The sequence below is a fragment of the Micromonospora sp. NBC_00389 genome (assembly GCF_036059255.1).
Lineage (GTDB): Bacteria > Actinomycetota > Actinomycetes > Mycobacteriales > Micromonosporaceae > Micromonospora.
The window spans coordinates 7,322,260-7,347,313 of the sequence record NZ_CP107947.1; the positions used below are offsets into that span (position 1 = coordinate 7,322,260).

24 protein-coding genes and 1 pseudogene are annotated in these 25,054 nt (G+C 73.1%); 9 read left to right on the forward strand and 16 right to left on the reverse strand.

The genetic code is table 11. The annotated features are described in order from the left end of the window. Nucleotides 1-119: 119 nt before the first annotated feature. Entirely contained in the window at nucleotides 120-956 is an 837-nt protein-coding gene (locus OG470_RS34535) for a GNAT family N-acetyltransferase (RefSeq protein ID WP_328426782.1), read from the forward strand. 45 nt (nucleotides 957-1,001) lie between these two features. Here the strand turns inward: OG470_RS34535 and OG470_RS34540 are convergent, their stop codons facing one another. Continuing rightward, nucleotides 1,002-2,189 (reverse strand): FAD-dependent oxidoreductase, encoded by a 1,188-nt coding sequence (locus tag OG470_RS34540; RefSeq protein ID WP_328418830.1) that lies wholly within the window; start codon nucleotides 2,187-2,189, stop codon nucleotides 1,002-1,004. A 15-nt stretch (nucleotides 2,190-2,204) separates the two neighbouring features. Then, nucleotides 2,205-3,425 (reverse strand): prolipoprotein diacylglyceryl transferase, encoded by a 1,221-nt coding sequence (gene lgt / locus OG470_RS34545; protein WP_442931231.1) that lies wholly within the window; start codon nucleotides 3,423-3,425, stop codon nucleotides 2,205-2,207. A gap of 62 nt (nucleotides 3,426-3,487) precedes the next feature. Here lgt and OG470_RS34550 point away from each other — a divergent pair, with 62 nt between their 5' ends. Beyond that, on the forward strand, nucleotides 3,488-4,078 hold the full coding sequence (locus tag OG470_RS34550; RefSeq protein WP_328418832.1) for an NUDIX hydrolase: 591 nt from the start codon (nucleotides 3,488-3,490) through the stop codon (nucleotides 4,076-4,078). Between the two features lie 238 nt (nucleotides 4,079-4,316). Here the strand turns inward: OG470_RS34550 and trpA are convergent, their stop codons facing one another. The 3 genes from trpA to trpC are packed head-to-tail and all read right to left on the reverse strand — an operon-like array spanning nucleotide 4,317 to nucleotide 7,200. Then, on the reverse strand, nucleotides 4,317-5,120 hold the full coding sequence (trpA, locus tag OG470_RS34555; RefSeq protein WP_328418833.1) for a tryptophan synthase subunit alpha: 804 nt from the start codon (nucleotides 5,118-5,120) through the stop codon (nucleotides 4,317-4,319). 1 nt (nucleotide 5,121) lies between these two features. After that, nucleotides 5,122-6,360: a tryptophan synthase subunit beta gene (trpB, locus tag OG470_RS34560; RefSeq protein ID WP_328418834.1), complete on the reverse strand. Its 1,239-nt coding sequence runs from the start codon at nucleotides 6,358-6,360 to the stop codon at nucleotides 5,122-5,124. Nucleotides 6,361-6,396: 36 nt separating this feature from the next. Then, the gene (gene trpC / locus OG470_RS34565; RefSeq protein ID WP_252418487.1) at nucleotides 6,397-7,200 is read right to left on the reverse strand and encodes an indole-3-glycerol phosphate synthase TrpC; all 804 of its coding nucleotides are present in this window, start codon (nucleotides 7,198-7,200) and stop codon (nucleotides 6,397-6,399) included. 485 nt (nucleotides 7,201-7,685) lie between these two features. Here trpC and OG470_RS34570 point away from each other — a divergent pair, with 485 nt between their 5' ends. Next, on the forward strand, nucleotides 7,686-7,955 hold the full coding sequence (locus tag OG470_RS34570; RefSeq protein WP_328418835.1) for a hypothetical protein: 270 nt from the start codon (nucleotides 7,686-7,688) through the stop codon (nucleotides 7,953-7,955). Between the two features lie 79 nt (nucleotides 7,956-8,034). Here the strand turns inward: OG470_RS34570 and OG470_RS34575 are convergent, their stop codons facing one another. The 5 genes and pseudogenes from OG470_RS34575 to OG470_RS34595 form a co-directional block, all read right to left on the reverse strand. After that, nucleotides 8,035-8,655 (reverse strand): Trp biosynthesis-associated membrane protein, encoded by a 621-nt coding sequence (locus OG470_RS34575; protein WP_328418836.1) that lies wholly within the window; start codon nucleotides 8,653-8,655, stop codon nucleotides 8,035-8,037. Further along, on the reverse strand, nucleotides 8,652-10,205 hold the full coding sequence (locus OG470_RS34580; protein ID WP_328418837.1) for an anthranilate synthase component I: 1,554 nt from the start codon (nucleotides 10,203-10,205) through the stop codon (nucleotides 8,652-8,654). The genes OG470_RS34575 and OG470_RS34580 overlap by 4 nt, the downstream gene beginning before the upstream one ends. Continuing rightward, the gene (gene hisI, locus OG470_RS34585; RefSeq protein WP_328426788.1) at nucleotides 10,202-10,636 is read right to left on the reverse strand and encodes a phosphoribosyl-AMP cyclohydrolase; all 435 of its coding nucleotides are present in this window, start codon (nucleotides 10,634-10,636) and stop codon (nucleotides 10,202-10,204) included. The genes OG470_RS34580 and hisI overlap by 4 nt, the downstream gene beginning before the upstream one ends. 180 nt (nucleotides 10,637-10,816) lie before the next feature. Beyond that, a pseudogene (locus OG470_RS34590) lies at nucleotides 10,817-11,503 on the reverse strand (phosphoribosyl-AMP cyclohydrolase); the annotation flags it as partial. A gap of 69 nt (nucleotides 11,504-11,572) precedes the next feature. Then, entirely contained in the window at nucleotides 11,573-11,965 is a 393-nt protein-coding gene (locus OG470_RS34595; RefSeq protein WP_328418838.1) for a MerR family transcriptional regulator, read from the reverse strand. 109 nt (nucleotides 11,966-12,074) lie between these two features. Here OG470_RS34595 and OG470_RS34600 point away from each other — a divergent pair, with 109 nt between their 5' ends. From OG470_RS34600 to OG470_RS34615, 4 genes are all read left to right on the forward strand, one after another. Then, the gene (locus OG470_RS34600; protein WP_328418839.1) at nucleotides 12,075-12,821 is read left to right on the forward strand and encodes an ABC transporter ATP-binding protein; all 747 of its coding nucleotides are present in this window, start codon (nucleotides 12,075-12,077) and stop codon (nucleotides 12,819-12,821) included. After that, entirely contained in the window at nucleotides 12,818-13,573 is a 756-nt protein-coding gene (locus OG470_RS34605; RefSeq protein WP_328418840.1) for an ABC transporter permease, read from the forward strand. The genes OG470_RS34600 and OG470_RS34605 overlap by 4 nt, the downstream gene beginning before the upstream one ends. Nucleotides 13,574-13,643: 70 nt before the next feature. Continuing rightward, complete coding sequence (locus OG470_RS34610) at nucleotides 13,644-14,240, forward strand: TetR/AcrR family transcriptional regulator (RefSeq protein ID WP_328418841.1); 597 nt, start codon at nucleotides 13,644-13,646, stop codon at nucleotides 14,238-14,240. Between the two features lie 110 nt (nucleotides 14,241-14,350). After that, entirely contained in the window at nucleotides 14,351-15,343 is a 993-nt protein-coding gene (locus OG470_RS34615; protein ID WP_328418842.1) for an IS481 family transposase, read from the forward strand. Here the strand turns inward: OG470_RS34615 and OG470_RS34620 are convergent. The 6 genes from OG470_RS34620 to OG470_RS34645 all read right to left on the reverse strand — a co-directional run bounded on the left by OG470_RS34620 (nucleotide 15,340) and on the right by OG470_RS34645 (nucleotide 23,130). Then, nucleotides 15,340-16,536: an NAD(P)/FAD-dependent oxidoreductase gene (locus OG470_RS34620; protein WP_328418843.1), complete on the reverse strand. Its 1,197-nt coding sequence runs from the start codon at nucleotides 16,534-16,536 to the stop codon at nucleotides 15,340-15,342. The genes OG470_RS34615 and OG470_RS34620 overlap by 4 nt on opposite strands. Nucleotides 16,537-16,632: 96 nt before the next feature. Continuing rightward, nucleotides 16,633-17,577: an RNA polymerase sigma-70 factor gene (locus tag OG470_RS34625; protein ID WP_328418844.1), complete on the reverse strand. Its 945-nt coding sequence runs from the start codon at nucleotides 17,575-17,577 to the stop codon at nucleotides 16,633-16,635. 33 nt (nucleotides 17,578-17,610) lie between these two features. Continuing rightward, nucleotides 17,611-18,273, reverse strand: a complete 663-nt coding sequence (locus OG470_RS34630; protein WP_328418845.1) for a GNAT family N-acetyltransferase — start codon at nucleotides 18,271-18,273, stop codon at nucleotides 17,611-17,613. Between the two features lie 226 nt (nucleotides 18,274-18,499). Continuing rightward, the gene (locus OG470_RS34635) at nucleotides 18,500-19,249 is read right to left on the reverse strand and encodes a DUF2470 domain-containing protein (protein WP_328418846.1); all 750 of its coding nucleotides are present in this window, start codon (nucleotides 19,247-19,249) and stop codon (nucleotides 18,500-18,502) included. A gap of 97 nt (nucleotides 19,250-19,346) precedes the next feature. Continuing rightward, nucleotides 19,347-21,128 (reverse strand): ABC transporter ATP-binding protein, encoded by a 1,782-nt coding sequence (locus OG470_RS34640; protein ID WP_328418847.1) that lies wholly within the window; start codon nucleotides 21,126-21,128, stop codon nucleotides 19,347-19,349. 115 nt (nucleotides 21,129-21,243) lie between these two features. Further along, on the reverse strand, nucleotides 21,244-23,130 hold the full coding sequence (locus OG470_RS34645; RefSeq protein WP_328418848.1) for an ABC transporter ATP-binding protein: 1,887 nt from the start codon (nucleotides 23,128-23,130) through the stop codon (nucleotides 21,244-21,246). 174 nt (nucleotides 23,131-23,304) lie between these two features. Here OG470_RS34645 and OG470_RS34650 point away from each other — a divergent pair, with 174 nt between their 5' ends. Then, nucleotides 23,305-23,934, forward strand: a complete 630-nt coding sequence (locus tag OG470_RS34650; protein WP_328418849.1) for a TIGR03085 family metal-binding protein — start codon at nucleotides 23,305-23,307, stop codon at nucleotides 23,932-23,934. 113 nt (nucleotides 23,935-24,047) lie between these two features. Beyond that, nucleotides 24,048-24,995 (forward strand): terpene synthase family protein, encoded by a 948-nt coding sequence (locus tag OG470_RS34655; protein ID WP_328418850.1) that lies wholly within the window; start codon nucleotides 24,048-24,050, stop codon nucleotides 24,993-24,995. Nucleotides 24,996-25,054 lie beyond the last annotated feature (59 nt).

A 25,054-nucleotide genomic window follows, 5' to 3' on the forward strand; every position in this document is an offset into this window, starting at 1 on the left:
TGGGGACGACGTCGGCCCGTGGGTCTATTGAGTCTACGTTAGGGCGACGGGCGCAAGGCCACTCAAGATTGATCACACCGTCCAGAGTCTGGGACGTGTAGTCTCGCGCGGTGGATCCGCTGAACAAGGACATCTTCGACCGGTTGGAACGCTTCTACGACGCGGTGCCCCGCGACGTCGCCGGTGTCGAAGAGCATGGCGGTCTGGTGCTGTTCGTCCGCGATGGTGCCGGCTGGCCGTTCTACGCCCGGCCCCGGATCGACGCCACCGAGCCGCCGTCACTGGCCGACGTGACCTCGGTCCGCGAGCGGCAGCGGGAGCTGGGCCTGCCGGAGGCCTTCGAGTGGGTGCACGAGACCAACCCGGAGCTGCTGGCGGTGGCCCGCTCGGCGGGGCTGAACGTGCTGGAGGCGCCGCTGATGGTGCTCGACCCGGCCGCGCTGCCCGACCCGGCGACGCTGTCCGACGTACCGGTGCGGGTGCTGGCGGCGGACTCACCCGGCTTCGCCGCCGACGTGGCCGGTCGGCGGGCGGTGGCCGCCGTGTCGTTCGCCGCCGCCGGTACCGAACGTGGCGACGCCGGCCCGGCCGAGCGGGACGCCGCGGTCACCGAGCTGGAGCAGGCCGCGCTGGACGAGGAGCGAACCCGGATCGCCGACGGCCGGCGGATCTCCGTCCTGGCCGGCACGCCGACCGAGGGTGCGCTGGCCAGCGGCATGGCGATGCGGGTGGGCGACGTCGCCGAGATCGCCGGGGTGGCCACCCTGCCGGCCGCCCGGCGGCGCGGACTGGGCGCCGCGCTGACCGCCACCCTGGCCCGGGAGCTGCTCGCCGCCGGCACCGACCTGGTCTTCCTCTCCGCGGGCAGTACGGAGATCGCCCGGGTCTACCTGCGGGTCGGCTTCCGCCGCATCGGCACCGCCTGCATCGCCGAACCCGCCGCCCTCATCCCCTGACCCGTCCCCCGGTCACCCGCCGGATCGGCGCGCGCCCGTATCGGGTCAGGTTGGCGGGCGCCACTGGGCGGCCGACGCGGCGGCGCTGGACAGCAGCCGCGAGTTGATCGTGCCGAGTGCGGCGTCCCGGGCGCGCAACGCCAGCCGGCCCCGGGTCTGGAGCACCGCCGACATCCGCCGGGTCTGCCGGACCACGGTCGCCGCCCGGGGGCGGCGCACCCGGTCGTACGCCTGCACAGCGTCGGGCAACCGGGACTCGCGCAGCAGGGAGGCGAGCGTGGCGGCGTCCTCGAAGGCGAGGCAGGCACCCTGGCCGAGGTGCGGCGGCATGGCGTGCGCCGCGTCGCCGAGCAGCACCACCCCGCCCGGGCCGACCGGGAAGCCGTACGTGCGGGGCAGCGGGCGCAGTTCGCGGACCTCCTGCTGGACCAGGTCGGTCGGGTCGGTGGCGTCGAGGAGCGCACCGATCGGGTCCGGCCAGCCGGCGTACCAGCGGCGCAGCAGGGCGAGTTGGATCTCCGGCGGCTCCGGGCGAGGCGCGCCGGCGGCGGTGGCCACCCAGTAGATGCCGCCCCGGGTGGAGCCGCCCGAGGAGCCACGCTCGCCCAGCGACGCGGCCACGAACCGGTAGCCCGCGCCGAGGACCTCCCCGGCGACCGGCTGGTCGGCGGGCAGCCGGGGCGCCCGGTACCAGGGAATGACGGCCCGCCATGCGGCGCAGCCGGAGCTGACCACGCGGGATTCCGGGGCGAGCTGGCGGCGAATGCCGCTGTCCGTGCCGTCGGCGGCGACCACCAGGTCGGCCTCGATGGTGTGCCGTCCGTCGCCGACCGCCGGGCGCTGGCCCGGGTCAACCCGGACGTGGCGCACGGTCACCCCGGTCCGCAGATCGACCCGGTCGCCGAGCCCGGCGATCAGCGCGTCGTGCAGGTCCTCGCGGTGCACCACCACCGGCATCCGGTCGGCCGGGGTGGGTCGGGGCTGCACCAGCCAGTGCCCGTCCGGGCGGCGGACCCCGCCGTCGGGCAACGGGGTGGCGATCGCGGTCAGGCCATCGCCGAGGCCGAGGGCCTGCAACGCGCGGACACCGTTGGGCCAGAGCACCATGGCGGTCGGCTCAGGGCGGACCCGCTCGGCGCGTTCCAGCACGGTGACCTGCCAACCGGAGCGGGCCAGCGCGCCGGCCATCGCGAGGCCACCGACCCCGGCGCCGACCACCACCGCGCTTCGCATCGGTGCCGCCCCCGCTCAGCTGTCCCGGTCGGTGGGGCGGGCGCCTGCGGCGTCGGCCCGGTCCTCGCGGGGTTCCGGCGTACCGTCCGCGGCCGGGTCGTCGGTCGACGAGTCGTCGCCGGGTGCCCGCCCGTCGAGCGGCTCACCGTCATCCGGCCGGGCGTCGTCGGCCGGCTCGGGCGGCAGCACGCCACTGTCCCGCCAGGCCTGGTACTGCTCCTCGCTGACCACGCGGTAGCCCTCCGGCGCGGCGGCCTTCGCGCCCGCCTCCCGCTCGGAGAGGTCGACCTGGGACAGGTCGGACGTGGTGGGTGGGGTCGGCGTCGCCGCCGCGCCGAGCGGGATCAGGTAATCCCGGGGACCGCGGACCCGCACGAAGTAGATCAACGCGCCGAGGAAGACCAGGGCGGCGGTCCAGACGTTGAGCCGGACGCCGAGGATCTGGTTCGCCTCGTCGGTGCGCATCAGCTCGATCCAGAACCGGCCAGCGGTGTAGCCCATTACGTAGAGCGCGAACGCCCGGCCCCGGCCGAGCCGCAGCCGCCGGTCGAGGATGAGGACCAGCGCGACCACGCCGAGGTTCCACAGCGCCTCGTAGAGGAAGGTCGGCTGGTAGAGGCCCGGTTCGAGGATCGGTTGGCCGGCGTCGTCGCGCAGCGCGTGGCCCGGGTTGTCCGGATCCATCCGGTGGATCTCCAGACCCCACGGCAGGGTGGTCCGGCCGCCGAACAGCTCGTTGTTGAACCAGTTGCCGAACCGGCCGACCGCCTGGGCCAACGCCAACCCGGGGGCCACTGCGTCGGCCACCACGCCGAACGGGATGCCCAACTGCCGGGCCGCGATCCAGGCGCCGACCGCGCCACCCGCGACCGCACCCCAGATGCCGAGGCCGCCCTCCCAGATGGCGAACGCCTTCATCGGGTCACCGCCAGCGCCGAAGTACTTCTCGGGGGAGGTGATCACGTGGTAGATCCGGGCGCCGATGATGCCGGCGGGCACCGCCCAGACGGCGATGTCGAGCACCGCGCCGGGCGCGACGCCGCGCTGGCGCAGCCGGCGCTCGGTCACCCAGCAGGCGAGCACGATGCCGATGATGATGCACAGCGCGTACGCCCGGATCGGCACCGGCCCGAGCTGCCAGACTGCGGTGCTGGGACTGGGCAGGGCCGCCTGGGGGGACAGCGGGGCGAGGTTCACGGGTGCACACGCTACCGCTGTACACCCCCGAAGCGGCACCCCGGGCCGCTTCCCGCTCATGTCGGTGACTTCTGGTTTGCGCCGCCGTACGCTCTTTGTCCATGAGCGCGCTCATCGGGGCGGTCGCCGCGGTCGTCACCGACGACGCCGGCCGGGTGCTGCTCTGCCGGCAGGGCCGGGGCGAACGCCGGTACGCGTTACCCGGCGGGCGGCTGCGCCCGGCGGAGAGCCCCGTCCGGGCGGCGCTGCGGGACATCCGCGCCGAGACCGGCTGGGAGATCGAGCTGGTCGACCTGGTCGGCATCTACCACGTGGTGAGCCCTCCAGTGAGCACGGCGGCCGGGCGTGCCGGCCCGCTGCCGGACGTCCTGGTGCACGTGTTCCGGGCCCGCGCGGCCGAGGTCCGACCGACCGCCGACCCGCCGCCGGGTTGCCTGCTGTCCTGGCACCTTCCCGCCGCGCTGCCCGAGGCGGTCACCCCGCTCACCCGGGCCGCCGTCACCGACGCGCTGGCCGGCCGCTCCGGCGTGCTGCGTGACGCCCGGTGGGCGCCCAGCACCGTCGACCCCGCCGACGAGCCGGCGGACGGCCCCAGCGGCCAGGCGGCGGACGGCCACGATGGGCGGCCAGGGGCGGGGCAGCCACCGGAGCAGCGCGGCGAAGCGGCGTCGGACCCTTCGCTACGCCCCTGAGCACGGCGGAACCGTCCGACAGTCAGCTCTCCCGCAGCCGTTGCGGGGTCGTCGGGTCCAGTGGGTGCCTCGACCCGGTGGGCATCACCCTGTCGAGCCTGATACCTGTGAGTCATAATGACTCACAGGTATCAGCCTCAAAAGACAGATATGCCCGGTGCGCGCCACGCCGGACGGCTGATCCTGAGCCGCACGGACCACAGCGCGAAACAGCGGGTCAGGGTGCCGAGCGCCAGCCTCAGCGGGTGGGGGTTCGGACGCCCTCGGCGAGTTCGGCGCTGAGGGTGCGCAGGGCGGCCAGCCCTTCGGCCTCGGAGGGCGCATCGAGCATGCAGCGGACGAGCGCGCTGCCGACGATCACTCCGTCGGCGTACCCGGCGACGGTGCCGGCCTGCGCGCCGGTGCCCACGCCAAGACCGACGCCGACCGGCAGGTCGGTGACCGCGCGGACCCGGGAGACCAGCGTCGGCGCGGCGTCGGAGGTACGTGCTCGGGCCCCGGTCACCCCCATCACGGCGGTGGCGTAGACGAAGCCCCGGCAGTGCCCCACGGTCATCGCCAGCCGGGCGTCGGTGGACGACGGCGAGACCAGGAAGGTCCGGTCCAGCCCGTGCGCGTCCGAGGCGGCCAGCCACTCGTCCGCCTCGTCGGGGATGAGGTCCGGGGTGATCAGGCCGGTCCCGCCTGCGGCGGCGAGATCGCGAGCGAACACGTCCACGCCGTAACGCTCGATCGGGTTCCAGTAGGTCATGGTGACCACCGGCGCACCGGTGGCTGCGACCGCCTCGATGATGCGCAGCGTGTCCGCCGTGCGCACGCCGCCGGCCAGCGCGATGTCACTGGCCTTCTGAATGACCGGCCCGTCCATCACCGGGTCGGAGTACGGAATCTCCACCTCGATGACGTCGACCCCGGCATCGACCATGGCGGTCATCGCCGCGATGCTGCCATCGACGGTCGGAAACCCGGCCGGCATGCAGCCGACCAGCAGCGCCCGCCCGTCGGCCCGCGCCTTGTCGAAGGCCACCCCGATCCGGCTCATCTCACCGCTCCTTGTCGAGGATGCCGAAGTAGTCACCGGCGGTGTGCACGTCCTTGTCGCCCCGCCCGGAGAGGTTGACCACGATGGTGGGCTCCCGGCCCAGCTCGGCGGCGAGCTTCGGGGCCAGCGCGACGGTGCCGGCGAGCGCGTGCGCGCTCTCGATCGCCGGGATGATCCCCTCGGTGCGGCAGAGCAGCTCGAACGCGGCCATCGCCTCGTCGTCGGTGACCGGCAGGTAGTTGGCCCGGCCGGTGTCGTGCAGCCAGGCGTGCTCGGGCCCGACGCCGGGGTAGTCGAGGCCGGCGGAGATCGAGTGCGACTCCAGCGTCTGCCCGTCGGCGTCCTGCAGGACGTAGGTGCGGGCGCCGTGCAGCACCCCGGCCGACCCGCCGGTGATGCTGGCCGCGTGCCGGCTGGTGGTCACCCCGTCGCCGCCGGCCTCGAAGCCGTACAGCCGCACGTCCGGGTCGCCCACGAAGGCGTGGAAGATGCCCAGCGCGTTCGAGCCGCCGCCGACGCAGGCGGTGACCGCGTCCGGCAGCCCGCCGGTCAGGTCGAGGCACTGCTGGCGGGCCTCGTCACCGATGCCCCGGACGAAGTCACGGACCATCGCCGGGAACGGGTGCGGCCCGGCGGCGGTGCCGATCAGGTAGTGCGTCTCGTCGACGTTGGCCACCCAGTCGCGCATCGCCTCGTTCATCGCGTCCTTGAGGGTGCGCGAGCCGGTGGTGACCGGAACGACGGTGGCGCCGAGCATCCGCATCCGGGCCACGTTGAGCGCCTGCCGCTCGGTGTCGACCTGGCCCATGTAGACCACGCACTCCAGGTCGAACAGGGCGGCGGCGGTCGCGGTGGCCACGCCGTGCTGACCAGCCCCGGTCTCCGCGATCACCCGGGTCTTGCCCATCCGCTTGGTGAGCAGCGCCTGGCCGAGCACGTTGCGCACCTTGTGCGCACCGGTGTGGTTGAGGTCCTCGCGCTTGAGCAGCACCCGCGCGCCGACCTTCGCCGAGAACCGCCGGGCCTCGTAGAGCAGCGACGGCGTGCCGGCGTAGTCGCGCAGCAGCGCGCCGAACTCGGCCCGGAAGGACTCGTCCGTCATCGCCGTACGCCACGCCCCGTCGAGCTCGTCCAGCGCGGCCACCAGGGCCTCGGGCACGAACCGACCGCCGAAGCGGCCGAAGTGGCCGGCGGAGTCGGGCTGCGAGCCGGCCACCGGGGCCAGCGCGTCGGCGCTCATCGGAGATCCTCTCAGTGGGGCGTCACCGGCGCGGGGTCAGCGCACCGGCCGGGGCGTTGCAGGGTGGTTGCCGGCGTTGACCAACTCGGCGACCGCCTCGCGGGGGCTCTTCTGGGTGACCAGGCCCTCGCCGACGAGGACCGCGTCCGCGCCCGCGGAGGCGTACCGGATCAGGTCGTGCGGGCCACGCACGCCAGACTCGGCGATCTTGACGACGCTGCTGGGCAAGCCGGGCGCGATCCGCTCGAAAACCGACCGGTCGACCTCCAGGGTACGCAGGTCACGGGCGTTGACCCCGATCACCTGCGCGCCGGCCTCCAGGGCGCGGTCGGCCTCTTCCTCGTCGTGCACCTCGACCAGCGCGGTCATGCCCAGCGACTCGATCCGCTCCAGCAGGCCCGTCAGCACGTTCTGCTCGAGCGCGGCGACGATCAGCAGCACCAGGTCGGCGCCGTGCGCACGCGCCTCGTGCACCTGGTAGCTGGAGACCACGAAGTCCTTGCGCAGCACCGGCACGGTGACCGCGGCCCGGACGGCCGCCAGGTCGTCCAGCGAGCCGCCGAACCAGCGCCCCTCGGTGAGCACGCTGATCGCCCGCGCTCCGCCGGCCGCGTAGTCGACGGCGAGGTCGGCCGGATCGGCGATCTCGGCCAGCCGGCCCTTGGACGGCGAGGAGCGCTTCACCTCGGCGATCACGGCCACGCCGGGCTTTCGCAACGCCGCGTACGCGTCCAGCGGCGGCGGCGCCGCCGCTGCCAGTTCACGGATCCGCTCCAGCGGAACCTGTTCCTGGCGCCGGGCGACGTCCTCACGCACGCCGGCCAGGATCTCGTCGAGCACGCTTACGGACTCGGCCTGACCGGCCTCGTCCCCCTCCGCGTGCGCATGCTCAGCAGTCACCAGCGGACTCCCCTCTCCGGGTGTCATGGGCCGATGCTAGGGGCAGCCGGCCGACGCCGGGCGCCGGGGGTATGGCGCTGCTCACCAAAAGGGCTGCGGCATAATGGCCGACTTGCCGTGAACGGTATGTCACGCAGTGCCACCTCCGGTATCGACCGCCGTCGCGCGACGAGTGCCCGGCGACCCCGTCGAAGCGGGCCGATCCACCGATCATGCCATCGGCACGGGATCGACGCCGGATGACAGCGATGTCGGTCGATGCTGTGAGCAAGCTCAAGGCCGAACGGCCAGTGCCTGGTCGCAGCCGAGGCGGGACAGTTGACCGGGCGGTCACCCCGGCGAAACGTCGGCGGTTCAGCATCGTCCTCGGGCAGACTCGATGGCGCGCCTGCCCGACCGTCGCCAATTCCTTATGCGGGGTGACCATGAGTATCACCGAGCCGAGCCCGAGCATCGGGCTGACCACCATCTCGCGGACCGTCGCGTCGCTCGCCGTCGGGGTGGTGCACACGCTGGAGCGGGCCGTGGTCGGCGAGGGACGGATGCGGACCGCGCGCGGCAACGCCTGGGAGGCGGTCTGCGCCGACCGGGCCCGCGCGGACCAGCGCGCCGAACTGAACCGCCTGGTGGTCGAGCTGACCGCCGCCCGCGCCGCCGCCCGCCGCCCGCAGCGAGAGCGTCAACCGGTCGGCTGACAGCCGCCAGCCGCACCGGCGGTCGGGTCCACCAGCAGCCCAGTCCGCCGCCCGTCGCGCCAGCCGGCGTTCGGGCGGATCAGCCGGCAGTCGGGTCCTCGCCCCGGTCCAGCGCGTCCCACGCCTCCGTGGTCCGCCGCCCGGCCATCGGGCCGGCCGGGCCGGCCGGACCGTCTGCGGGCTGCGCACTCTCCGTGATGGTCCGTGTCGGCCGCTCGTACCGGGCGCCCATCGCCGGCCAGCCACCACCGCGCAGCGCCGTCCACCCGCCGCCCGCCGCGGCCAGCAGGCCGCCGACCAGGCAGAGCGCCGGCCACTGCCGGCTCACCACGCCGTCGAGGTCAGCGACCAGCCCGTACCCGCCGCCGGTTGCCACGGCCAGGCCGAGCACCCCGAGCAGCACGCCGAGCAGTCGTCGCAGTCGGCCCCGGGTGGCCAGCACCGCGCCGCCGCCGGCCAGCGTGACCAGGGCCAGCGCCGGCAGCCAGGGCAGCAGGGCGGCTCCGCTGCGAGCGTCGCGCACCGGCGGCAGCGGCGCCGGCCGCACCGTCAACTCGATCGACCAGCTCCGGGTCGCTGCCCAGAGCGCCAGGCCCGCGCCGGCCAGGCAGAGCAGCACGGCGTACGTCAACTGACGCCGTCCCGCCGCGGCCCGGGCACCCGATTCCGGCCGGTCCTGTGGTTGCGCTGTCGTGCTCACCGGGCCGGCCGCAGCGTCTCGGCGGCAGCGATGGCGGCCAGCACGGCGGCGGCCTTGTTGCGGGTCTCCTGATCCTCGGCAGCCGGGTCCGAGTCCGCGACCACCCCCGCGCCGGCCTGCACGTAGGCGCGGCCGTCGCGGATGAGCGCGGTCCGGATGGCGATCGCCATGTCCAGGTCGCCGCCGAAGCCGAAGTAGCCGACCGTGCCGCCGTAGACGCCACGGCGAACCGGCTCCAGCTCCTCGATGATCTCCATGGCCCGCACCTTGGGCGCGCCGGAGAGCGTGCCGGCCGGGAAGGTCGCGGCGAGCGCGTCGAACGCGCTGCGGTCGTCACGCAGCGTGCCGGTCACGGTGGAGACGATGTGCATCACGTGGCTGTACCGCTCGATGGTGGCGAACTCGGGAACCTCCACGCTGCCCGGCCGGCAGACCCGGCCCAGGTCGTTGCGGCCCAGGTCGACCAGCATCACGTGCTCGGCCCGTTCCTTCGGGTCGGCGAGCAGCTCGGCGGCGAGCCCGGCGTCGGCGGCCGCGGTCTCGCCGCGCGGCCGGGTGCCCGCGATCGGGTGCAGCAACGCCCGCCGCTCTCCGTCCGCACCGGCGGTGACCTTGAGATGCGCCTCGGGGGACGAGCCGACGATGTCGAACCCGTCGAAGCGCAGCAGGTACATGTACGGGCTGGGGTTGCTGGTGCGCAGCACCCGGTAGACGTCCAGCGGGTCGGCGTGGGTGGGCCGTTCGAAGCGCTGGGAGAGCACGATCTGGAAGCACTCGCCGGCTCGGATCGCCTCCTTGGCCGCCTCCACCGCCTTCGGGTAGCCGCCGTCGGGGGTACGACAGAGCACCTCACCGGCCGGCGGCCGTTCGACCGTGGAGATCATTGGCGGGATGGGCCGGGACAGCGCGGTGGTCATCGCGTCCAGTCGGCCCACGGCATGGTGGTACGCGGCGACGACCTGCGCGGCGCGGTCCGGGGCGTCCAGCGGCGGCAGCACCGCGTTGGCGACCAGGATCGCCGAGCCGTCGTAGTGGTCGAGCACCACCAGGTCGGTGGCGAGCATCATGCCCAGCTCCGGCACGCCCAGGTCGTCCTCGGTCAGGTCGGGCAGCCGCTCGAAGCGACGGACCAGGTCGTAGCCGAGGTAGCCGACCATGCCCCCGGTCAGCGGTGGCAGCCCGCTGGAAGGGTCCCCGACCGGGCCGGCCAACGCCTCGACGGTCTCCCGCAGCACCCGCACCGGGTCACCCTCAGTGGGCAACCCGGCCGGCGGCTGGCCGAGCCAGGTCGCCACGCCGTCCCGCTCGACGAGGGTGGCGCTGCTGCGTACCCCGATGAACGAGTACCGCGACCAGGCCATGCCGGCCGAGCCGACACCCTGTTCGGCCGACTCCAGCAGGAACGTGCCGGGCCCGCCGGCCAGCTTGCGGTAGACCCCGACCGGGGTCTCGGCGTCGGCCAGCAGCCGACGGGTGACCGGCACCACCCGCCAGTGCGCGGCCAGCTCGGTGAAGGTGGCCAGGTCCGGGCTCACCGCGCCGTCGGTCATGGTCGGGCCTCCGGGCTGGTGACCGGCAGCTCGGTGAAGAAGCACGTCGGGTGGCCGGTGTGGCAGGCGGCACCGACCTGGTCGACGCTCACCAGCAGCGCGTCCCCATCACAGTCGAGCGCGACCGAGCGGACGTACTGGTGGTGCCCGGAGGTGGCGCCCTTGACCCAGTACTCGCCCCGGCTGCGCGACCAGTAGGTGGCCCGGCCGGTGGTGAGGGTGCGGTGCAGCGCCTCGTCGTCCATCCAGGCGACCATCAGCACCTCGCCGGAGTCGTGCGCGCGGACCACGGCGGCGACCAGACCGTCGGCGGTGCGGCGCAACTGGGCCGCGATGGCCGGGTCGAGCCGGGACGGACGGGCCGGCACGGGCGCGGCCGGGTCGGTCGGATCGCTGGGGACGCCGGTCACCGGCGCGTCAGGTACGGGCACAGTGACCCATTGTCCCGCACGCGGCGCGGGCACCGGCGACGGCTCCCGGTGGGGCCGCGGTGGATCGCCGGCGGGTCGGGCCAGTTGGGCCACGTAACGGTCCAGCCGGCCGTCGACCAGGGCGTCGGCCAGGTCCGTGCCGGCCACCTCAGCGATCTCCTCGGCGTGCGGGCGGATCAACGGCAGCGTGCCGGTGACCAGCCGGACGGCGGCGGCCCAGAGCTGCCCGGTGGCGCCCGGACGCAGCCCAAGGCAGAGCAGCATGTCCTCCCGGTAGCCGGGCGGGGCGACCGGCAGCTCCAGGGCCGCCGCGAAGGCAGCCCGGCGGGAGAACACCCGTACCGACGGGTTGGCCGGGCGCAGCACCGAGGGGCAGAGCCGGGCCAGGTCGGCCACGGCGAGCCGTACCCCGAGGCGGTCGCTGGCGGCCCAGGCGGCGGCGGCCTTACCCAGCGTGGCGATCAGCTCCTCCAGCCGGGGCGGTTCGGCGGGCTGGCAGAGCGCCGGCAGATCGATGCGGGGCCGCCAGTGCGGGTCGGCCCAGAGCAGTCGCGCCGGCGCGGTGACTGGCAGCCCGAACGCCCAGTCGGCCGGCTCGCCGAGCCGGTGCACCCAGGAGCGGACGTCCAGGGCGGCCACCGACACGTGGGTGAGCCGGCCGGCGGACTCGGCCAGGTACGCCCGTCGGGCCGCGTACGGGGAGCCGCCGACCAGGACGTCGAGGTCGACGTCGCTGTGCGCGGTGGCGGCGCGCCGGGCGTGACTGCCGCGCAGCAGGATGCCGACGACCGGCCGCTCGGCGGCCTGCCGCAACCGCGCGGCCCAGTCCTCGAGAAACCCGCTGTCCGGTAACGGAGGGTGACCCACCGCGCCATCGTGCCGTACGCCCGATCGGCGCGCAATGCCCGTTGCCGGACCTGGTGTCCGGTCCGAAGGCTACTGCCCGTTCTCCAGCTCGGCGCGGCGGTAGGTGTCGATCTTGTGGTTGAGCACGGTGAGGTCCTCCTCCAGCTCGGCCATCCGGCTCAGCACCCGGGCCCGGTGCGCCTCGAACAGCGCACGCCGGGCACCGAGGGTGCGGTCGCCCTGTCGGGCCAGCTCGGCGTAGCGACGCATGTCGCGCACCGGCATCCCGGTGCGGCGCAGCCGGGTGAGCAGGAACAACCAGCTGACATCGCCGGCGGTGTATCGGCGACGCCCGGCGGCGTCCCGGCCGACCGGCGCGACCAGCCCCTCCTGCTCGTACCAGCGCAGCGTGTAGGTGGTGAGGCCGACCCGTTCGGCGGCCTCACCGACGGTCAGGGTCATTTCTCTGGTGCTGACGTCCACGCCACCCAGGCTTCCAGCTCGAGTGCACTCGAAGTCAACCGTTGCGTGAACGCGGGTATCTCATCTAGCGTTGAGTTCAACAGTTGATGAGTTCCGCGGGAGGTGCGCGATGGACGACGCGATAGCGGTCCGCGACCTGGTTGTCGACCGGGGCGGGCGACGGGTGCTGGACGGCATCAGCTGCGCCGTCGCGCGCGGCGCCGTCACCGGGCTGCTGGGCCCCAGCGGCAGCGGCAAGACGACGTTCATGCGCGCGGTGGTCGGGGTGCAGGTGGTCACCAGCGGAACGGTCACCGTGCTGGGCCAACCGGCCGGCTCGCCCGCGCTGCGGCACCAGGTGGGCTACCTGACCCAGGCGCCGAGCGTCTACGCCGACCTGACCGTGCGGGAGAACGCCCGGTATTTCGCGGCCCTGCACCGGCGGGGGCGCGCCGAGGCCGACCGGGCGATCAGCGACGTCGGGCTGGCACAGGCGGCCAACCAACTGGTCGGCACCCTCTCCGGCGGCCAGCGCAGCCGGGCCTCCCTGGCCTGCGCCCTGGTCGGTGAGCCGGAGCTGGTCATCCTCGACGAGCCGACCGTCGGTCAGGACCCGGTGCTGCGGGCCGATCTGTGGGCCCGGTTCCACGCGATGGCCGCGGCCGGCACCACCCTGCTGGTGTCCAGCCACGTGATGGACGAGGCGGCCCGCTGCGACCGGCTGCTGCTGATCCGGGAGGGGCGGCTGATCGCCGACGACAGCCCCGCCGCGATTCGCGCCGCCGCCGGCGTGGACGACCTCGACGAGGCGTTCCTGCGGCTGATCCGGGCCGGGGCAACGAGCTCCACCGGCTCACGAACCGGAGGAGTGTCATGAACCCGCGGATCCTGGTGGCCACCACCGGCCGCATCCTGCGTCAGCTCCGGCACGACCGGCGCACCATCGCGCTGCTCGTGGTGGTGCCGTCCGTCCTGCTCACCCTGGTCTACTTCATGTACGCCGACCAGCCGAGCCCGCCCGGCCAACCGTCGGCGTTCGACCGGATCGCACTGGTGATGCTCGGCATCTTCCCCTTCGTGATCATGTTCCTGGTGACCAGCATCGCCATGCTCCGCGAGCGCACCTCGGGCACCCTGGAGCGGCTGCTCACCACCCCGCTGGGCAAGCTCGACCTGCTCTTCGGCTACGGCATCGCGTTCGGGCTGGCCGCCGCCGTGCAGGCCGCGGTCGCCGCCGGGGTGGCGTACTGGATCTTCGACCTGGACACCGCCGGCAGCAGTGGGCTGGTGATCGGGATCGCGGTGATCGACGCGGTGCTCGGTGTCGCCCTCGGGCTGTTCTGCAGTGCCTTCGCCCGCACCGAGTTCCAGGCCGTACAGTTCCTGCCGGTCGTGGTGGTCCCCCAACTGCTGCTCTGCGGGCTGTTCGTGGCCCGCGACCAGATGGCCGGCTGGCTCCAGGCGCTCAGCGACGCCTTCCCCCTCTCGTACGCCATCGAGGCGTTGCAGGAGGTCGGTGCCAACGCCGAGCCGACCGGCAGGATGTGGCGGGACGTGGCGGTGGTGCTCGGCGCGGTGGTGCTGGCGCTGGTGCTCGCGGCAGCCACCCTGCGCCGGCGCAGCGGCTGACCGATCGCGGCCGACGACCGCCGGGGCGAAGGGCCCCGGCGGCGCCAGGCGGACGAGACGAGGGGCGACGATGACGCGGCGGACCGGCCGACGACCCGGCAACCCGGACACCCGGGAGGCGATCCTCGACGCGGCGCGGACGGCGTTCTCCGAGCGCGGCTTCGACGCGGCCTCGATCCGCGCCATCGCCGGCACCGCCGGGGTGGATCCGGCGCTGGTGCACCACTACTTCGGCAGCAAGGACCAGCTCTTCCTCGCGGCGATGAACTTTCCGGTCGACCCGGGGGAGGTGGTGCCGAAGGTTCTCGCGGGCGGCCAGGACGGCATCGGCGAGCGGCTGGTCCGCACCTTCCTCGGCGTCTGGGACTCCCCGGCCGGCACCGCCGGGGTGGCGCTGCTGCGCTCGGCGGTGAGCAACGAGTGGACCGCGAAGCTGCTACGCGAGTTCATCACCACGCAGGTGCTGCGCCGGGTGCTCGACCAGCTCGACGTCGACCTGGTCGAGCTGCCGCTGCGCGGTTCGCTGGTCGCCACCCAGCTGATCGGGTTGGCCATGATGCGGCACGTGATCCGGTTGGAGCCGGTGGCGTCGGCCGACCCGGAGACGCTGGCCGTGGCCATCGGCCCAACCCTGCAGCGGTACCTGACCGGGCCGCTGCCGACCTAGCCTAGGTGTACTGACCACAGACGTTGGTGACGGGTAGATCTTGAAATAGGTGAGGGCCTTCGGGTTCGGTGTGGATTGCGACGTCCTACCCCGAACCTGCGGAGGCCCTCATGCCCCACCGTAATGCACCGTTGTCCGAGACTGGCAGGCTGCGCCTGGCCCGCTGCGTGGTCGAGGAACGGTGGCCACTACGCCGGGCCGCGGAACGTTTCCAGGTCTCACCCACCACCGCGAAACGCTGGGCCGATCGATATCGCACCGACGGGCCGGCGGGTATGACCGACCGTTCCTCACGCCCGCACCACAGCCCGGCCCGGACCTCGCAACGCACCGAACGGCGTGTGGTCAAGGTCCGGACCCTGCGCCGGTGGGGTCCGGCCCGCATCGCGTTCCTGCTCGGGCTGAACCCGGCCACCGTGCACCGGGTCCTGACCCGCTACCGCCTCGCCCGACTCACCCACCTCGACCGGGCCACCGGCCGGGTGATCCGCCGCTACGAACACGAACACCCCGGCGACCTGGTGCACGTCGACATCAAGAAACTGGGCAACATCCCTGACGGCGGCGGCCACCGCGTGCTCGGACGCCATGCCGGCACCCGCAACCGCTCGGCCATGCCCGGCGTCACCCGCGTGCGACGTGGCGAGCCCCGGCTCGGCTACCACTACCTGCACAACGCCGTGGACGACCACTCCCGCCTGGCCTATACCGAAATCCTGCCCGACGAGACCAAGGAAACCGCCACCGCCTTCTGGTCACGCGCCCACACCTGGTTCACCGCCCAGGGCATCACCGTCACACGAGTGCTGACCGACAACGGCTCCTGTTACCGATCCCAACTCTGGCGCGACACCCTCACCACAGCCGGGATCACCCACAAACGCACCCGGCCCTACCGGCCCCAGACCAACGGGAAAGTCGAACGCTACAACCGCACCATGCTCGATGAATGGGCCTACGCACGCCCCTACCGCACCGAAACCGAACGCCGTGAAGCCCTGCCCGCCTGGCTGCACACCTACAATCACCACCGCAGACACACCGCACTCGGCGGTCTACCACCCACCAGCCGCGTCCCCAACCTCTCGGGTCAGTACACCTAGGCCAGCTCCTTGACGGCCGGGCCCGCCGTGACTCGCTCCCGCGTGACCCGGCGCCGCCGGGTTGGCAGCCCGAGCGCCGGGTTGGCGACACCCCAGGCGGCGCCCTTGCAGATCAGCTCCTTGTAGACGGCGGCGAGCCGTCCGGTCAGGGCCGCCGACACGGCGCGGTCGTCGGCGGTGACGTACTGGATCACGCCCTCCTTGCGGCCGAGCGAGATGCACTGGTTGAGGTAGCGGAGCGGCGCGTTCGGGAGCTTCCCGCCGGTCAGCCGCGCCGCGATCGAGTCGGCAGCCTGCCACGCCATCGGCGTGCCCGAAGCGCACGACATCCGGAGCGGCTTGTTTCCTGCGCCGATCGCGAAGGCCGCGTCACCGATGGCGTAGACGTCCGGGTGCGAGACCGAGCGCATGGTCCCGTCGACCACGATCTGACCGGTGCTGGTGACCTCCAGGGAGGTCTCCTTCGCGATCGGGTGGACCGCGAAACCGGTGGTCCACACGGTGACCGAGGCCGGGATGGCCTTTCCGTCGGCGGTGGTGACGTGACCGGCTTCGACGCCGGTGACGGCGGCATGGTCGTGCACGGTGATCCCGAGTTTGCCGAAGACCTTCCGCAGGTGACCGCGGCCCTTGGTCGAAAGCCAGTCGCCGAGGCCTCCGCGGGCGGCGAGGGCGACGTCGAGGTCCGGGCGGGCCTCGGCGATCTCGGTCGCGGCCTCCAAGCCGGTGAGTCCGCCACCCACGACGACCACGGTCTGTCCGGCGTCGAGGCGGGCCAGGCGCTCGCGCAGCCGGAGCGCTCCGGGGCGGCTGGCGATCTCGTACGCGTGCTCGGCGGTCCCGGGGACGCCCTGAGCGTTCCAGCCGCTGCCGAGGGCGTAGACGAGCGTGTCGTAGGCGAGTTGCCCGGCGCCGTTCGCGTCGATGACGCCGACGGTCTTGCGATCGACGTCGACGCCGGTGACCCTCGCCACCCTGAATTCGACACCGGTGCCCGCGAACATCTCACCGAAGGGCCGGGGCTTGAGGGTCTGGCCGGTGGCGAGCTGGTGCAGGCGGACGCGCTCGACGAAGTCGGGCTCGGCGTTGACGAGGGTGATGGCGACCTCCTCGCGGTGGAGCCGCTTGGCGAGGCGCCCGGCGGCGATGGCTCCGGCGTATCCGGCGCCGATGACGACGATGCGGTGCTGCATGTCCGTGCTCCTGTCTGACGAGATTCGCCACTTGAACCGGGCGGTCCGCCGTTTGCTGACAGGCAGGAGCGTGATGTGAAGCACCTCACACGAGGGTCAGAACGCCTCGAACAGCGGTCGTCCGTGGTCAGAGGCCGCAAACCGCTCGGTCGCGCGCTCCAGCTTGTCGGGGTTGACCTGGCTACGGACGGCAGCGATGCCCTCGGCGGTGACCTGCAGGCACATGACGCCGACGACCCGGCCGTCCACGACGGCCACGGCGGCGGGATCACCGTTGGCGGTCCAGGCGTAGACACCGGGCGCGCCGCCGACCAAGGCCCGCTTGGCGGTGGCGGGTTTGAACAGTCCCCACAGGAACCTCGCGACCGCGTGGGCTCCCTCGAACGCCTTGGCGCGAGCCGGAACCTTCCCGCCGCCGTCGCCGATCGAGATCGCGTCCGCGGTCAGCAGCCGCACGAGCGGCCCGGTCTGCCCGCTGGTGGCGGCCGCCAGGAACTCCTCGACGATCCGCCGGGCGGCAACCCCGTCAATCTCGGTACGGGTCTTGCCGTCCGCGACGTGCTTCTTCGCGCGATGGAGGATCTGCTGGCAGGCGGTCTCGGTGATGTCGAGGATCTCGGCGATCTCCCGGTGCGGGTAGTCGAAGGCTTCCCGCAGCACGTACACGGCCCGCTCCCTGGGGGACAAGCGCTCCATGAGGGTGAGGACCGCGTACGAGACCGATTCGCGCTGCTCGGCGGTGTCGGCCGGGCCGAGCATCGGATCCCCGGCGAGCAACGGTTCGGGAAGCCACTGGCCCACATAGGTCTCGCGCCGCGCCCGCGCGGAGGTGAGCTGGTTGAGGCACAGGTTGGTGAGCACCTTGGTCAGCCAGGCTTCAGGCACCTCGATACGTGCGACATCGGCGGCCTGCCAGCGTAGGAACGTCTCCTGCACGGCGTCCTCGGCCTCCGTGGCGGAGCCGAGAAGCCGGTACGCGATGGCCTCCAGACGATGCCGGGAGCCCACGAACCGGTCGACGTCGTCCGAGGCCATGGGCATGGCTCCGATCCTAGGCGAGTCGGTGGCAGACGGTTACGCACGCCGCTTCCGCATGACGGTGGGTAGGAGCAGCGCCTCGGCGCCGACCGGTCGGAAGCCGGCAGCGTGGAACGCGCGGATGCTGCGCGCGTTGCCCGCGGCCTGCTGCGACCAGACCGGTTCTCCGGCCGGTACGAGGTGGCGGGCGGCAACGGCCAACGCGCGGCCCAGCCCTTGGTGGCGTGCCTGCTGGTCCACCTCGATCGCAGTCTCCCAGCGGCCCGCTACCCCTCGACCGAGGATGACGAGCCCGCCGTCGGCGGCCCAGACGCGCACGTCGTCCCGACGCAGACGTGCTCTAACCACCCGGGGGTGGTCCGGGTCGGCTATTTCGCGCAGCCGTACTGGTGGCTCTCCAGGCAGTGATGTCGCCACTGTCAGCAGGTCGATGGTGTCGGTGGATCGGCCGGTGCGATCGAGCAACGCGGTGAGGAAGCGTGGGTTCATCGTGGCTGCCAGCTCGTCACAGGCGAGGTCGGCCACGATGGTGTGCACCCAATGCGGATCTTCGTCGGTGAACACCACTGAGTGCGCGGTGAAAGCGATCACCCCGGCATCTCGTCGGTTGGGTTGCGGGATCACAGTCGTGCCACCGTCTGGCGGTGGGAACCGCCCGCCAGCCGCCGCGTCCAGAATCTCCGCCAGTGTCTGGCCCATGCCGTTGGCTCCTCCCGATGCTTCCCGAGCCGGTCGCTGATGGCCACGACGCGGTCATCGACCCGCACGTGTCATCGTCGCTGAGTACGCAACCGTGGCAGACGCCACCGTAGGCACGGTGGCCGTGCCGATTGCGGCAAGGGGCCGAGGCCGAGTGTGAACGCCGTGATGCTCAGATGGCCCGCGCCCGGGGCCGCTCTCCGGCCACTTCCAGTGCCTGCCGGGCTCAGTGCGGCGGGCGGGCCTCGGCCGGATGGCGCAGCGACGGCAGCAGTCCGGCCAGCTCGTCCGGGTCGGCCACCGGGCCCGGGAAGGCCAGCCGGACCCGCCGCCGGGCGCCGGGGCGGCCGAGGATGACCACCAGCCCGTAGCGGTCGATGCGCACCACCCGAGGCGGCCCGTCGGGCGTCTGCTCGGTCAGCCCGAGCTGCCGGCGCAGGTACTCGGTCACCTGCGAAGCGTCGTGCTCGGCGAGGTCGGCCAGCAGCCGCGCCTCGACCGGGTGCACCGGGTCCGGCTCGGCCTCGGCGTACTCCCCCGGGTCGATCCGCTGCACGACACCGGCACGCTCCCAGCGAACCTCGACCACCTCGAAGCGGAACAGCCGGAACCGGACGCCCAGGTCGAGCAGGTCGCCGGTCGGGTCCACCACGGCGAAGTCGACCGCCGCGCTGCAGGCCTCGGCGCCGTGCAGCTCGGCGGCCCAGCCCGAGACCCAGGCACGGCCCAGGCCCGGGGCGCCGGCCGCGGGCGGCAGGTCGAGCACGTCGAGGACCACCGCCACGTCGCCACCCCCGGCGACCGGTCGCAGCGCGGCGGCCAGGTGACTGGCCACCGGCACCAGGAGCAGCACCCGGCCGTCCGGATCGGTCACGTGCCGGGCGTGGTGCGGGCCCGGCCGATGGGCCAGATGGACGAGACCGGGCAGCCGGCCGGCGACGAGGGTACGAACGATCTCGGCGGGGCTGGGCCGCATGGGCGCGACCTCCTTCAGAGGTTAGGCTTACCTAACCGGAGCGTAGAGCACGCGGCCGACGGCGTCCACCGTCTCGGCGCAGGTGGACGCCGGTCCGTTACCGGGTCTGCTCCAGCCACGAGGCGTACAGCAGGCCGTAGATCGAATCGGGGTCGCGAACCAGTTCGTCGTGCGGGCCGCGCTGCACGATCCGCCCCCGGTCCACCACGATCACCTCGTCGGCGGCCTGCGCCGTAGAAAGCCGGTGTGCGATCGCCAGGGTGGTCCGGCCCCGGGTCACCGCGTCCAGGGTGCGTTGCAACCGCACCTCGGTCGCCGGGTCGACCGCGCTGGTCGCCTCGTCCAGCACCAGCAGGTCCGGATCGGCCACGTACGCCCGGGCCAGCGCGACCAACTGCCGCTCCCCCACGCTGAGTGCCTCCCCGCGCTCGCCGACCGGAGTGTTCAGGCCAGCCGAAAGGCCGTCCAACCAGTCCGCCAGGCCCAGCTCGGTGAAGGCGGCGCCGAGCTGCTCGTCGGTCAGCTCCGGCCGGGCGAACCGGACATTGTCCCCCACTGTCGCGTCGAACAGGAACCCGTCCTGCGGCACCATCACCACTCGCGAACGCAGCGAGTCGAACCGGACCTCCGCCAGCGGAACCCCGGACAGCAGCACCGCGCCCGCCGACGGATCCATCAGCCGGGTGAGCAGCTTGGCGAACGTGGTCTTGCCGCTGCCGGTCTCGCCGACCACCGCCACCCGACTCTTCGCCGGGATCTCCAGGTCGATGTCCTGCAACACCGGCGGGCCACCGGGATAGGCGAACCGCACCCCGGCGAACCGGATGTCCAGCGGCCCGCCCGGCAGGTCCCGCCCCTGCTCCCCCGGATCGGCTACGTCCGGTGCGACATCCAACACGTCCAGCACCCGACGCCAGCCCGCGATCGCGTTCTGCGCCTCGTTGAGCACCTCGGTGGCGATCTGCACCGGCTGGATGAAGAGCGTCACCAGGAAGAGGAACGCGGTCAGCTGGCCGATCGACAACGTGCCGTCCACCCCCAGCGTCACCCCGAGCACCACCACGCCGGCCAGCGCCACCCCAGCCGCCAGCTCACCGACCGAGCTGCCCACGATGCTGATCCGGATCGCCCGCTGCTGCGCCAGGCGCTGGCTGTCGATGGCGTCGTCCAGCCGCCGCGCGGTCCGGCCCGCGATGCCGTACGACCGGATCACCGGCGCGCCCACCACGCTCTCGCCGATCGCGCCGAGCAGCGTGCCGGTGCGCTGGCGCACCGTCGCGTACGCCGCGCCGAGGCGGCGCTGCAACTGCCGGATGATGAACACTGCCGGCAGGAACGCCACCAGCACCACCAGGGTCAACTGCCAGGAGTACGCGAGCATGACGATCGTGGTGACCACCAACTGGCCGAGGTTGACCAGCAGGATCACCCCACCCCACTGGAGGAACTGGGTGATCTGGTCGACGTCGCTGGTCACCCGGGAGACCAGCGAGCCGCGCCGCTCCGACTGCTGGTGCAGCATCGACAGGTCGTGCACGTGCCGGAACGCCCGGGTCCGCACGTTGGCCAGCGCCGTCTCACTGACGGTGAACAGCCGGCGCATCATCAGGTAGCCGCAGAGCGTGGTGACCGCGAGGATCGCCGCGGTGATCACCGCCACCGACCAGACCACGTCCAGGTTCAGGCCACCGACGATGCCGCGGTCGATGCCCTGCTGCACGGCGACCGGTACCGCCACCCGGCCGACCATGTAAACGAGCGCCAGTGCCAGCGTGCCGGCCAGCCCGGTCCGCAGCTCCGGCGAGAGCGCCAACCCCCGGCGCAGGGTCTGCCAGGTCGTCTCCACCCGCTCTGCCCGCTCATCAGTCTGCGCGCTCACCGGGCCAACCTTTCGTTCGCGACTGCGGGGCTCCGCTTCGCTGCACTCCTCGCGCTCACCGTGGCTGACCTTTCGTTCGCGACTGCGGGGCTCCGCTTCGCTGCACTCCTCGCGCTCACCGGTCCACCTCGATCTCCAGGCCCGACGGCAGCGGGGCGACCTCTTCGTCGTCGTACGAGCGCTCCTGCGCGCGCTCGACCTCCGCTTGCTCGTAGGCGGTGACCAGGTCGGCGTAGCCGGGCACGGTGGCCAGCAGCTCGGTGTGCGTACCCCGGGCCACCACCCGTCCCTGCTCCACGTAGATGACCTCGTCGGCCATCGCGATGGTGGCCCGGCGGTACGCCACCACCAGGATCGACGCGGCCGGCACTCCGGGCTGGGACGCCGACGAGCGCAGCCCGGCCAGGATGGCCGCCTCCACCCGGGGGTCAACGGCGCTGGTCGCGTCGTCGAGCACCAGCAGGCGCGGCCGGCCGGCCACCGCGCGGGCCAGGGTGAGCCGCTGCCGCTGGCCGCCGGAGAGCGAGGTGCCCCGCTCGCCGACCATGGTGTCCAGCCCGTCGGGCAGCGCCGCCACGAACCCGTCCGCCTCGGCGAGCCGCAGCGCCGCCCAGACGTCCTCGTCGTCGATGCCGGGCCGGTCGAGGGCGATGTTGGCCCGGACCGTGTCGTCGAAGACGAACGGCACCTGGGCGACCAGGGCTACCGTGCCGGCGAGCGACGCGGCGGTCAGCTCGCGCACGTCCACCCCGTCCAGCTCGACGGTGCCGGCGTCCGGGTCGACCAGTCGCACCGCCAGCGAGGCGATGGTGGACTTGCCGGCGCCGGTCGGGCCGACCAGAGCCACCGTCCGCCCGGCGGGCACCGTGAAGCCGACCTCTCCGAGCACCTGCGCACCGGGCTGGTGCGCCTCGGCGGGCGGGTAGGAGAAGTGCACGTCGGTGAAGGTGAGGGTGGCCGGGACCGGGGTGGCCGGGTCGAGGACCACCCGCCCGTACGGCATCTCGCCGGTGGCGTCGAGGACCCGGCGGACCCGGTCCCAGCCGGCGACGCTGCGCGGCAGCTCGGCCAGCACCCAGCCGATGGCCCGCACCGGGAAGGCCAGCACGGTGAAGAGGAAGGCCACGCTGACCAGCTCCGTGACGCTGATCGCGCCCTGCCGCAGCCGGAACGCCCCGACCACCAGCACGGCCAGGGTGCCGAGGCTGGGCAGCGTCTCCAGCAGCGGGTCGAACACGCCGCGCAGCCGGCCGACCGCGATCAACGCGTCGCGCAGCTCACCGGCCCGACCGGCGAACCGGGCGGTCTCCTGCGCCTCGCGGCCCATCGTCTTGACCACCAGGGCACCGTCGAAGCTCTCGTGGGCGATCCCGCTGACCTCGGCGCGCAGCCGCTGAGCCCGGGCCTGCCGGGGTGCCATCCGGCGGGAGTAGACCACGTTGAGCGCGAACAGCGCGGGGAAGACCGCGAGGCCGACCAGGGCCAGCGCCCAGTCGGTGGCGAACAGCGAGACGATCGCGCCGACCAGCATCACCAGCGTGCCGACCGCGAAGGGCAGCGGCGCGATCGGATACCAGGCAGCCTCCACGTCGGAGTTGGCGTTGGAGAGCAGGGTGCCGGTGGCGTTGCGGTGGTGCCAGGACAGCGGCAGGTCCAGGTAGCGACGGGTGACGCGGCGGCGGTAGGCCGCCTGGAGGCGGTACTGCATGTAGCCGGCGCCGAGTCGGCGGCCGAAGATCCCCACCACCCGCAGCACGCTGATCCCGAACAGCGCGACCGCGGCCAGCGCCAGGGTGCCGGTGGCCACCTCGCCGCGGGCGATGGCCGGTACCACCACGTCGCCGACGACCCCGCCGACCACGTACGCGCTGACGATGACCATCGCGCCGAACAGCACGCTGCCGACCACCGCCACCGTGAAGATCCGTGGCTGCTCCCGGATCGCCTGCCGGAGAACCCCCAGCCCTCGGCCGAGCACATCCCGACTTGTCTTGCTCGCCACGCTCTCCCCCGCCGTAAGCCGCAATTATCTCCCTCATCCTTACCGGTCCGGACCACCCCCGCCGACTCGGACCGGATATGTCGACCGTCACGTACCGGACGGCGGGACCGGCTCGACGTCGACCCGAGATCCGCCGGCGCGCGCTCGCGGGCCCCCGGGCCTACCATCGGGGCCATGCCGCGGTATGCCCGAGCCGAGCGCCAAGCGCTGGCCGACCTCATGCTGGCCCTCGGGCCGGACGCTCCGACGATCAACGAGGGCTGGGCCACCCGCGACCTCGCCGCGCACCTGGTGCTGCGGGATCGCCGCCCGGACGCGGCCAGCGGCCTCGTGCTGGCACCGCTGCGTGGGTACGCCGAACGGGTCCGTCTCCGGCTCGCCGCCCAGCCCTATCCCGAGCTGGTGGCGCAGGTGCGCCGGCCGCCGGTGTGGAGCCCGGTCAGCAACCCGGTGACCGACGAACTGGCCAACACGCTGGAGTTCTTCATCCACCACGAGGACGTGCGGCGGGCCGGCTCGGGATGGCTGCCGCGCGAGCTGTCGCCCGGCCTGCAGGCCGCGCTCTGGAAGCGGGCCGCCCCGATGGCCCGGCTGGCGCTGCGCCGCTTCCCTGCGGACCTGTACGTGCAGGCGCCCGGGTACGGCGAAATCTCGGTCGGCCGCGGCGGTGAGCCGCTGCGGGTGGTCGGCGCCCCGGCCGAGCTGACCCTGTTCCTCTCCGGCCGGCAACGGGTGGCCCGCGTCCAGTTGGACGGCCCGGCCTCCTCCGCGCAGCAGCTGCGTAACGCCAGCCTGGGCATGTAACTTTCTGTGCCTTATCGGTCACATTCCCGGCGCGGAACGATCCGGACCGATACCTACTCCCGTACGCTTCACCGCGCCGTTCCGCGCCGGGGCGGCACGAGTGGGGGCGGACCATGCGGAGTTTCGCGATCTCGGCGCTGGAGGAGCCCCCCTTCCCGGCGGGGCGCCATGAGGCCACGGATCGGGTGGCGAGCGAGAGCGTCGAGTGGGCGCGCGTGTTCAGGCTGGTCGATTCCGGACACCGAGTTCACCGGCTGCAACGGGCGGATGCCGCCGGCCTGGCCGGCCGGGCCTGCCCGGACGGGCCGGTGCACGGGTTACGGCTGCTCACCGACCTGATCTCCTGGCTCTTCGTGATGGACGACGCCTGCGACGAGGACGGCCTCGGCACCGACCCGAGCCGGCTGGCACCGGCGATCGGCACCCTGCTCGACGTGCTGGACCGGTGCGGTGACCCGGACATCGTGCCGCCCGCCGTTGGGCCGCTGGGTGACGCGCTGCACGACCTGTGCCGCCGCGCCCGGGCGCAGGGCCACCCGGCACTGCTGCTGCGGTTCGTCAGCCAGTTGCGGGAGTACCTGCTGGCGCTGCTCTGGGAGGCGGCCAACCGGGAGCGCCGGCGGGTGCCCGAGGTGGCGGAGTACGTCCAACTGCGCCGACACATCGGCGGCGTGCACCCCTGCCTCACCCTGACCGACCTCGCGTCGAAGGAGCCGCCCGGGTCGGCCCGACGCGCCGATCCGGCACTGCTCACCCTGGACCTGCTGGCGGTCGACCTGGTCTGCTGGTGCAACGACCTCTTCTCCTACGGCAAGGAGAGCCAGGTCCACCCGGACGCGCACAACCTGGTGACGGTGATCGCCCAGGAGAGCGGCTCGGACGAGGCGGACGCCCTGCGGGCGGCTGCGGACCGGTTCAACCGAGGGCTGGCGGCGTACCTGACCGTGGAGGAAGCGCTGCTGGCCTGCGGGGACGACGGGTTGCGCCCCGCGCTCGCCGCCCGGCGCAACTGGGTCCGGGCCACCTACGACTGGTCACTCGTGGCCGCCCGGTACGCCTGATCTGGCCGTACCGGTTGGTGGGATGGCACCGCCGGACGATCACCGGGGCTAGCCGATGT

Coding starts and splice junctions, on each gene's coding strand:
- OG470_RS34650 (WP_328418849.1), top strand. CDS start 23,305: ATGCCGCGGTATGCCCGAGCCGAGCGCCAAGCGCTGGCCGACCTCATG.
- trpA (WP_328418833.1), bottom strand. CDS start 5,120: ATGAGCCGGATCGGGGTGGCCTTCGACAAGGCGCGGGCCGACGGGCGG.
- OG470_RS34615 (WP_328418842.1), top strand. CDS start 14,351: ATGCCCCACCGTAATGCACCGTTGTCCGAGACTGGCAGGCTGCGCCTG.
- OG470_RS34630 (WP_328418845.1), bottom strand. CDS start 18,273: ATGGGCCAGACACTGGCGGAGATTCTGGACGCGGCGGCTGGCGGGCGG.
- OG470_RS34570 (WP_328418835.1), top strand. CDS start 7,686: ATGAGTATCACCGAGCCGAGCCCGAGCATCGGGCTGACCACCATCTCG.
- OG470_RS34620 (WP_328418843.1), bottom strand. CDS start 16,536: ATGCAGCACCGCATCGTCGTCATCGGCGCCGGATACGCCGGAGCCATC.
- trpB (WP_328418834.1), bottom strand. CDS start 6,360: ATGAGCGCCGACGCGCTGGCCCCGGTGGCCGGCTCGCAGCCCGACTCC.
- OG470_RS34600 (WP_328418839.1), top strand. CDS start 12,075: ATGGACGACGCGATAGCGGTCCGCGACCTGGTTGTCGACCGGGGCGGG.
- OG470_RS34625 (WP_328418844.1), bottom strand. CDS start 17,577: ATGCCCATGGCCTCGGACGACGTCGACCGGTTCGTGGGCTCCCGGCAT.
- OG470_RS34580 (WP_328418837.1), bottom strand. CDS start 10,205: ATGACCGACGGCGCGGTGAGCCCGGACCTGGCCACCTTCACCGAGCTG.
- OG470_RS34635 (WP_328418846.1), bottom strand. CDS start 19,249: ATGCGGCCCAGCCCCGCCGAGATCGTTCGTACCCTCGTCGCCGGCCGG.
- OG470_RS34605 (WP_328418840.1), top strand. CDS start 12,818: ATGAACCCGCGGATCCTGGTGGCCACCACCGGCCGCATCCTGCGTCAG.
- OG470_RS34655 (WP_328418850.1), top strand. CDS start 24,048: ATGCGGAGTTTCGCGATCTCGGCGCTGGAGGAGCCCCCCTTCCCGGCG.
- OG470_RS34550 (WP_328418832.1), top strand. CDS start 3,488: ATGAGCGCGCTCATCGGGGCGGTCGCCGCGGTCGTCACCGACGACGCC.
- OG470_RS34540 (WP_328418830.1), bottom strand. CDS start 2,189: ATGCGAAGCGCGGTGGTGGTCGGCGCCGGGGTCGGTGGCCTCGCGATG.
- OG470_RS34610 (WP_328418841.1), top strand. CDS start 13,644: ATGACGCGGCGGACCGGCCGACGACCCGGCAACCCGGACACCCGGGAG.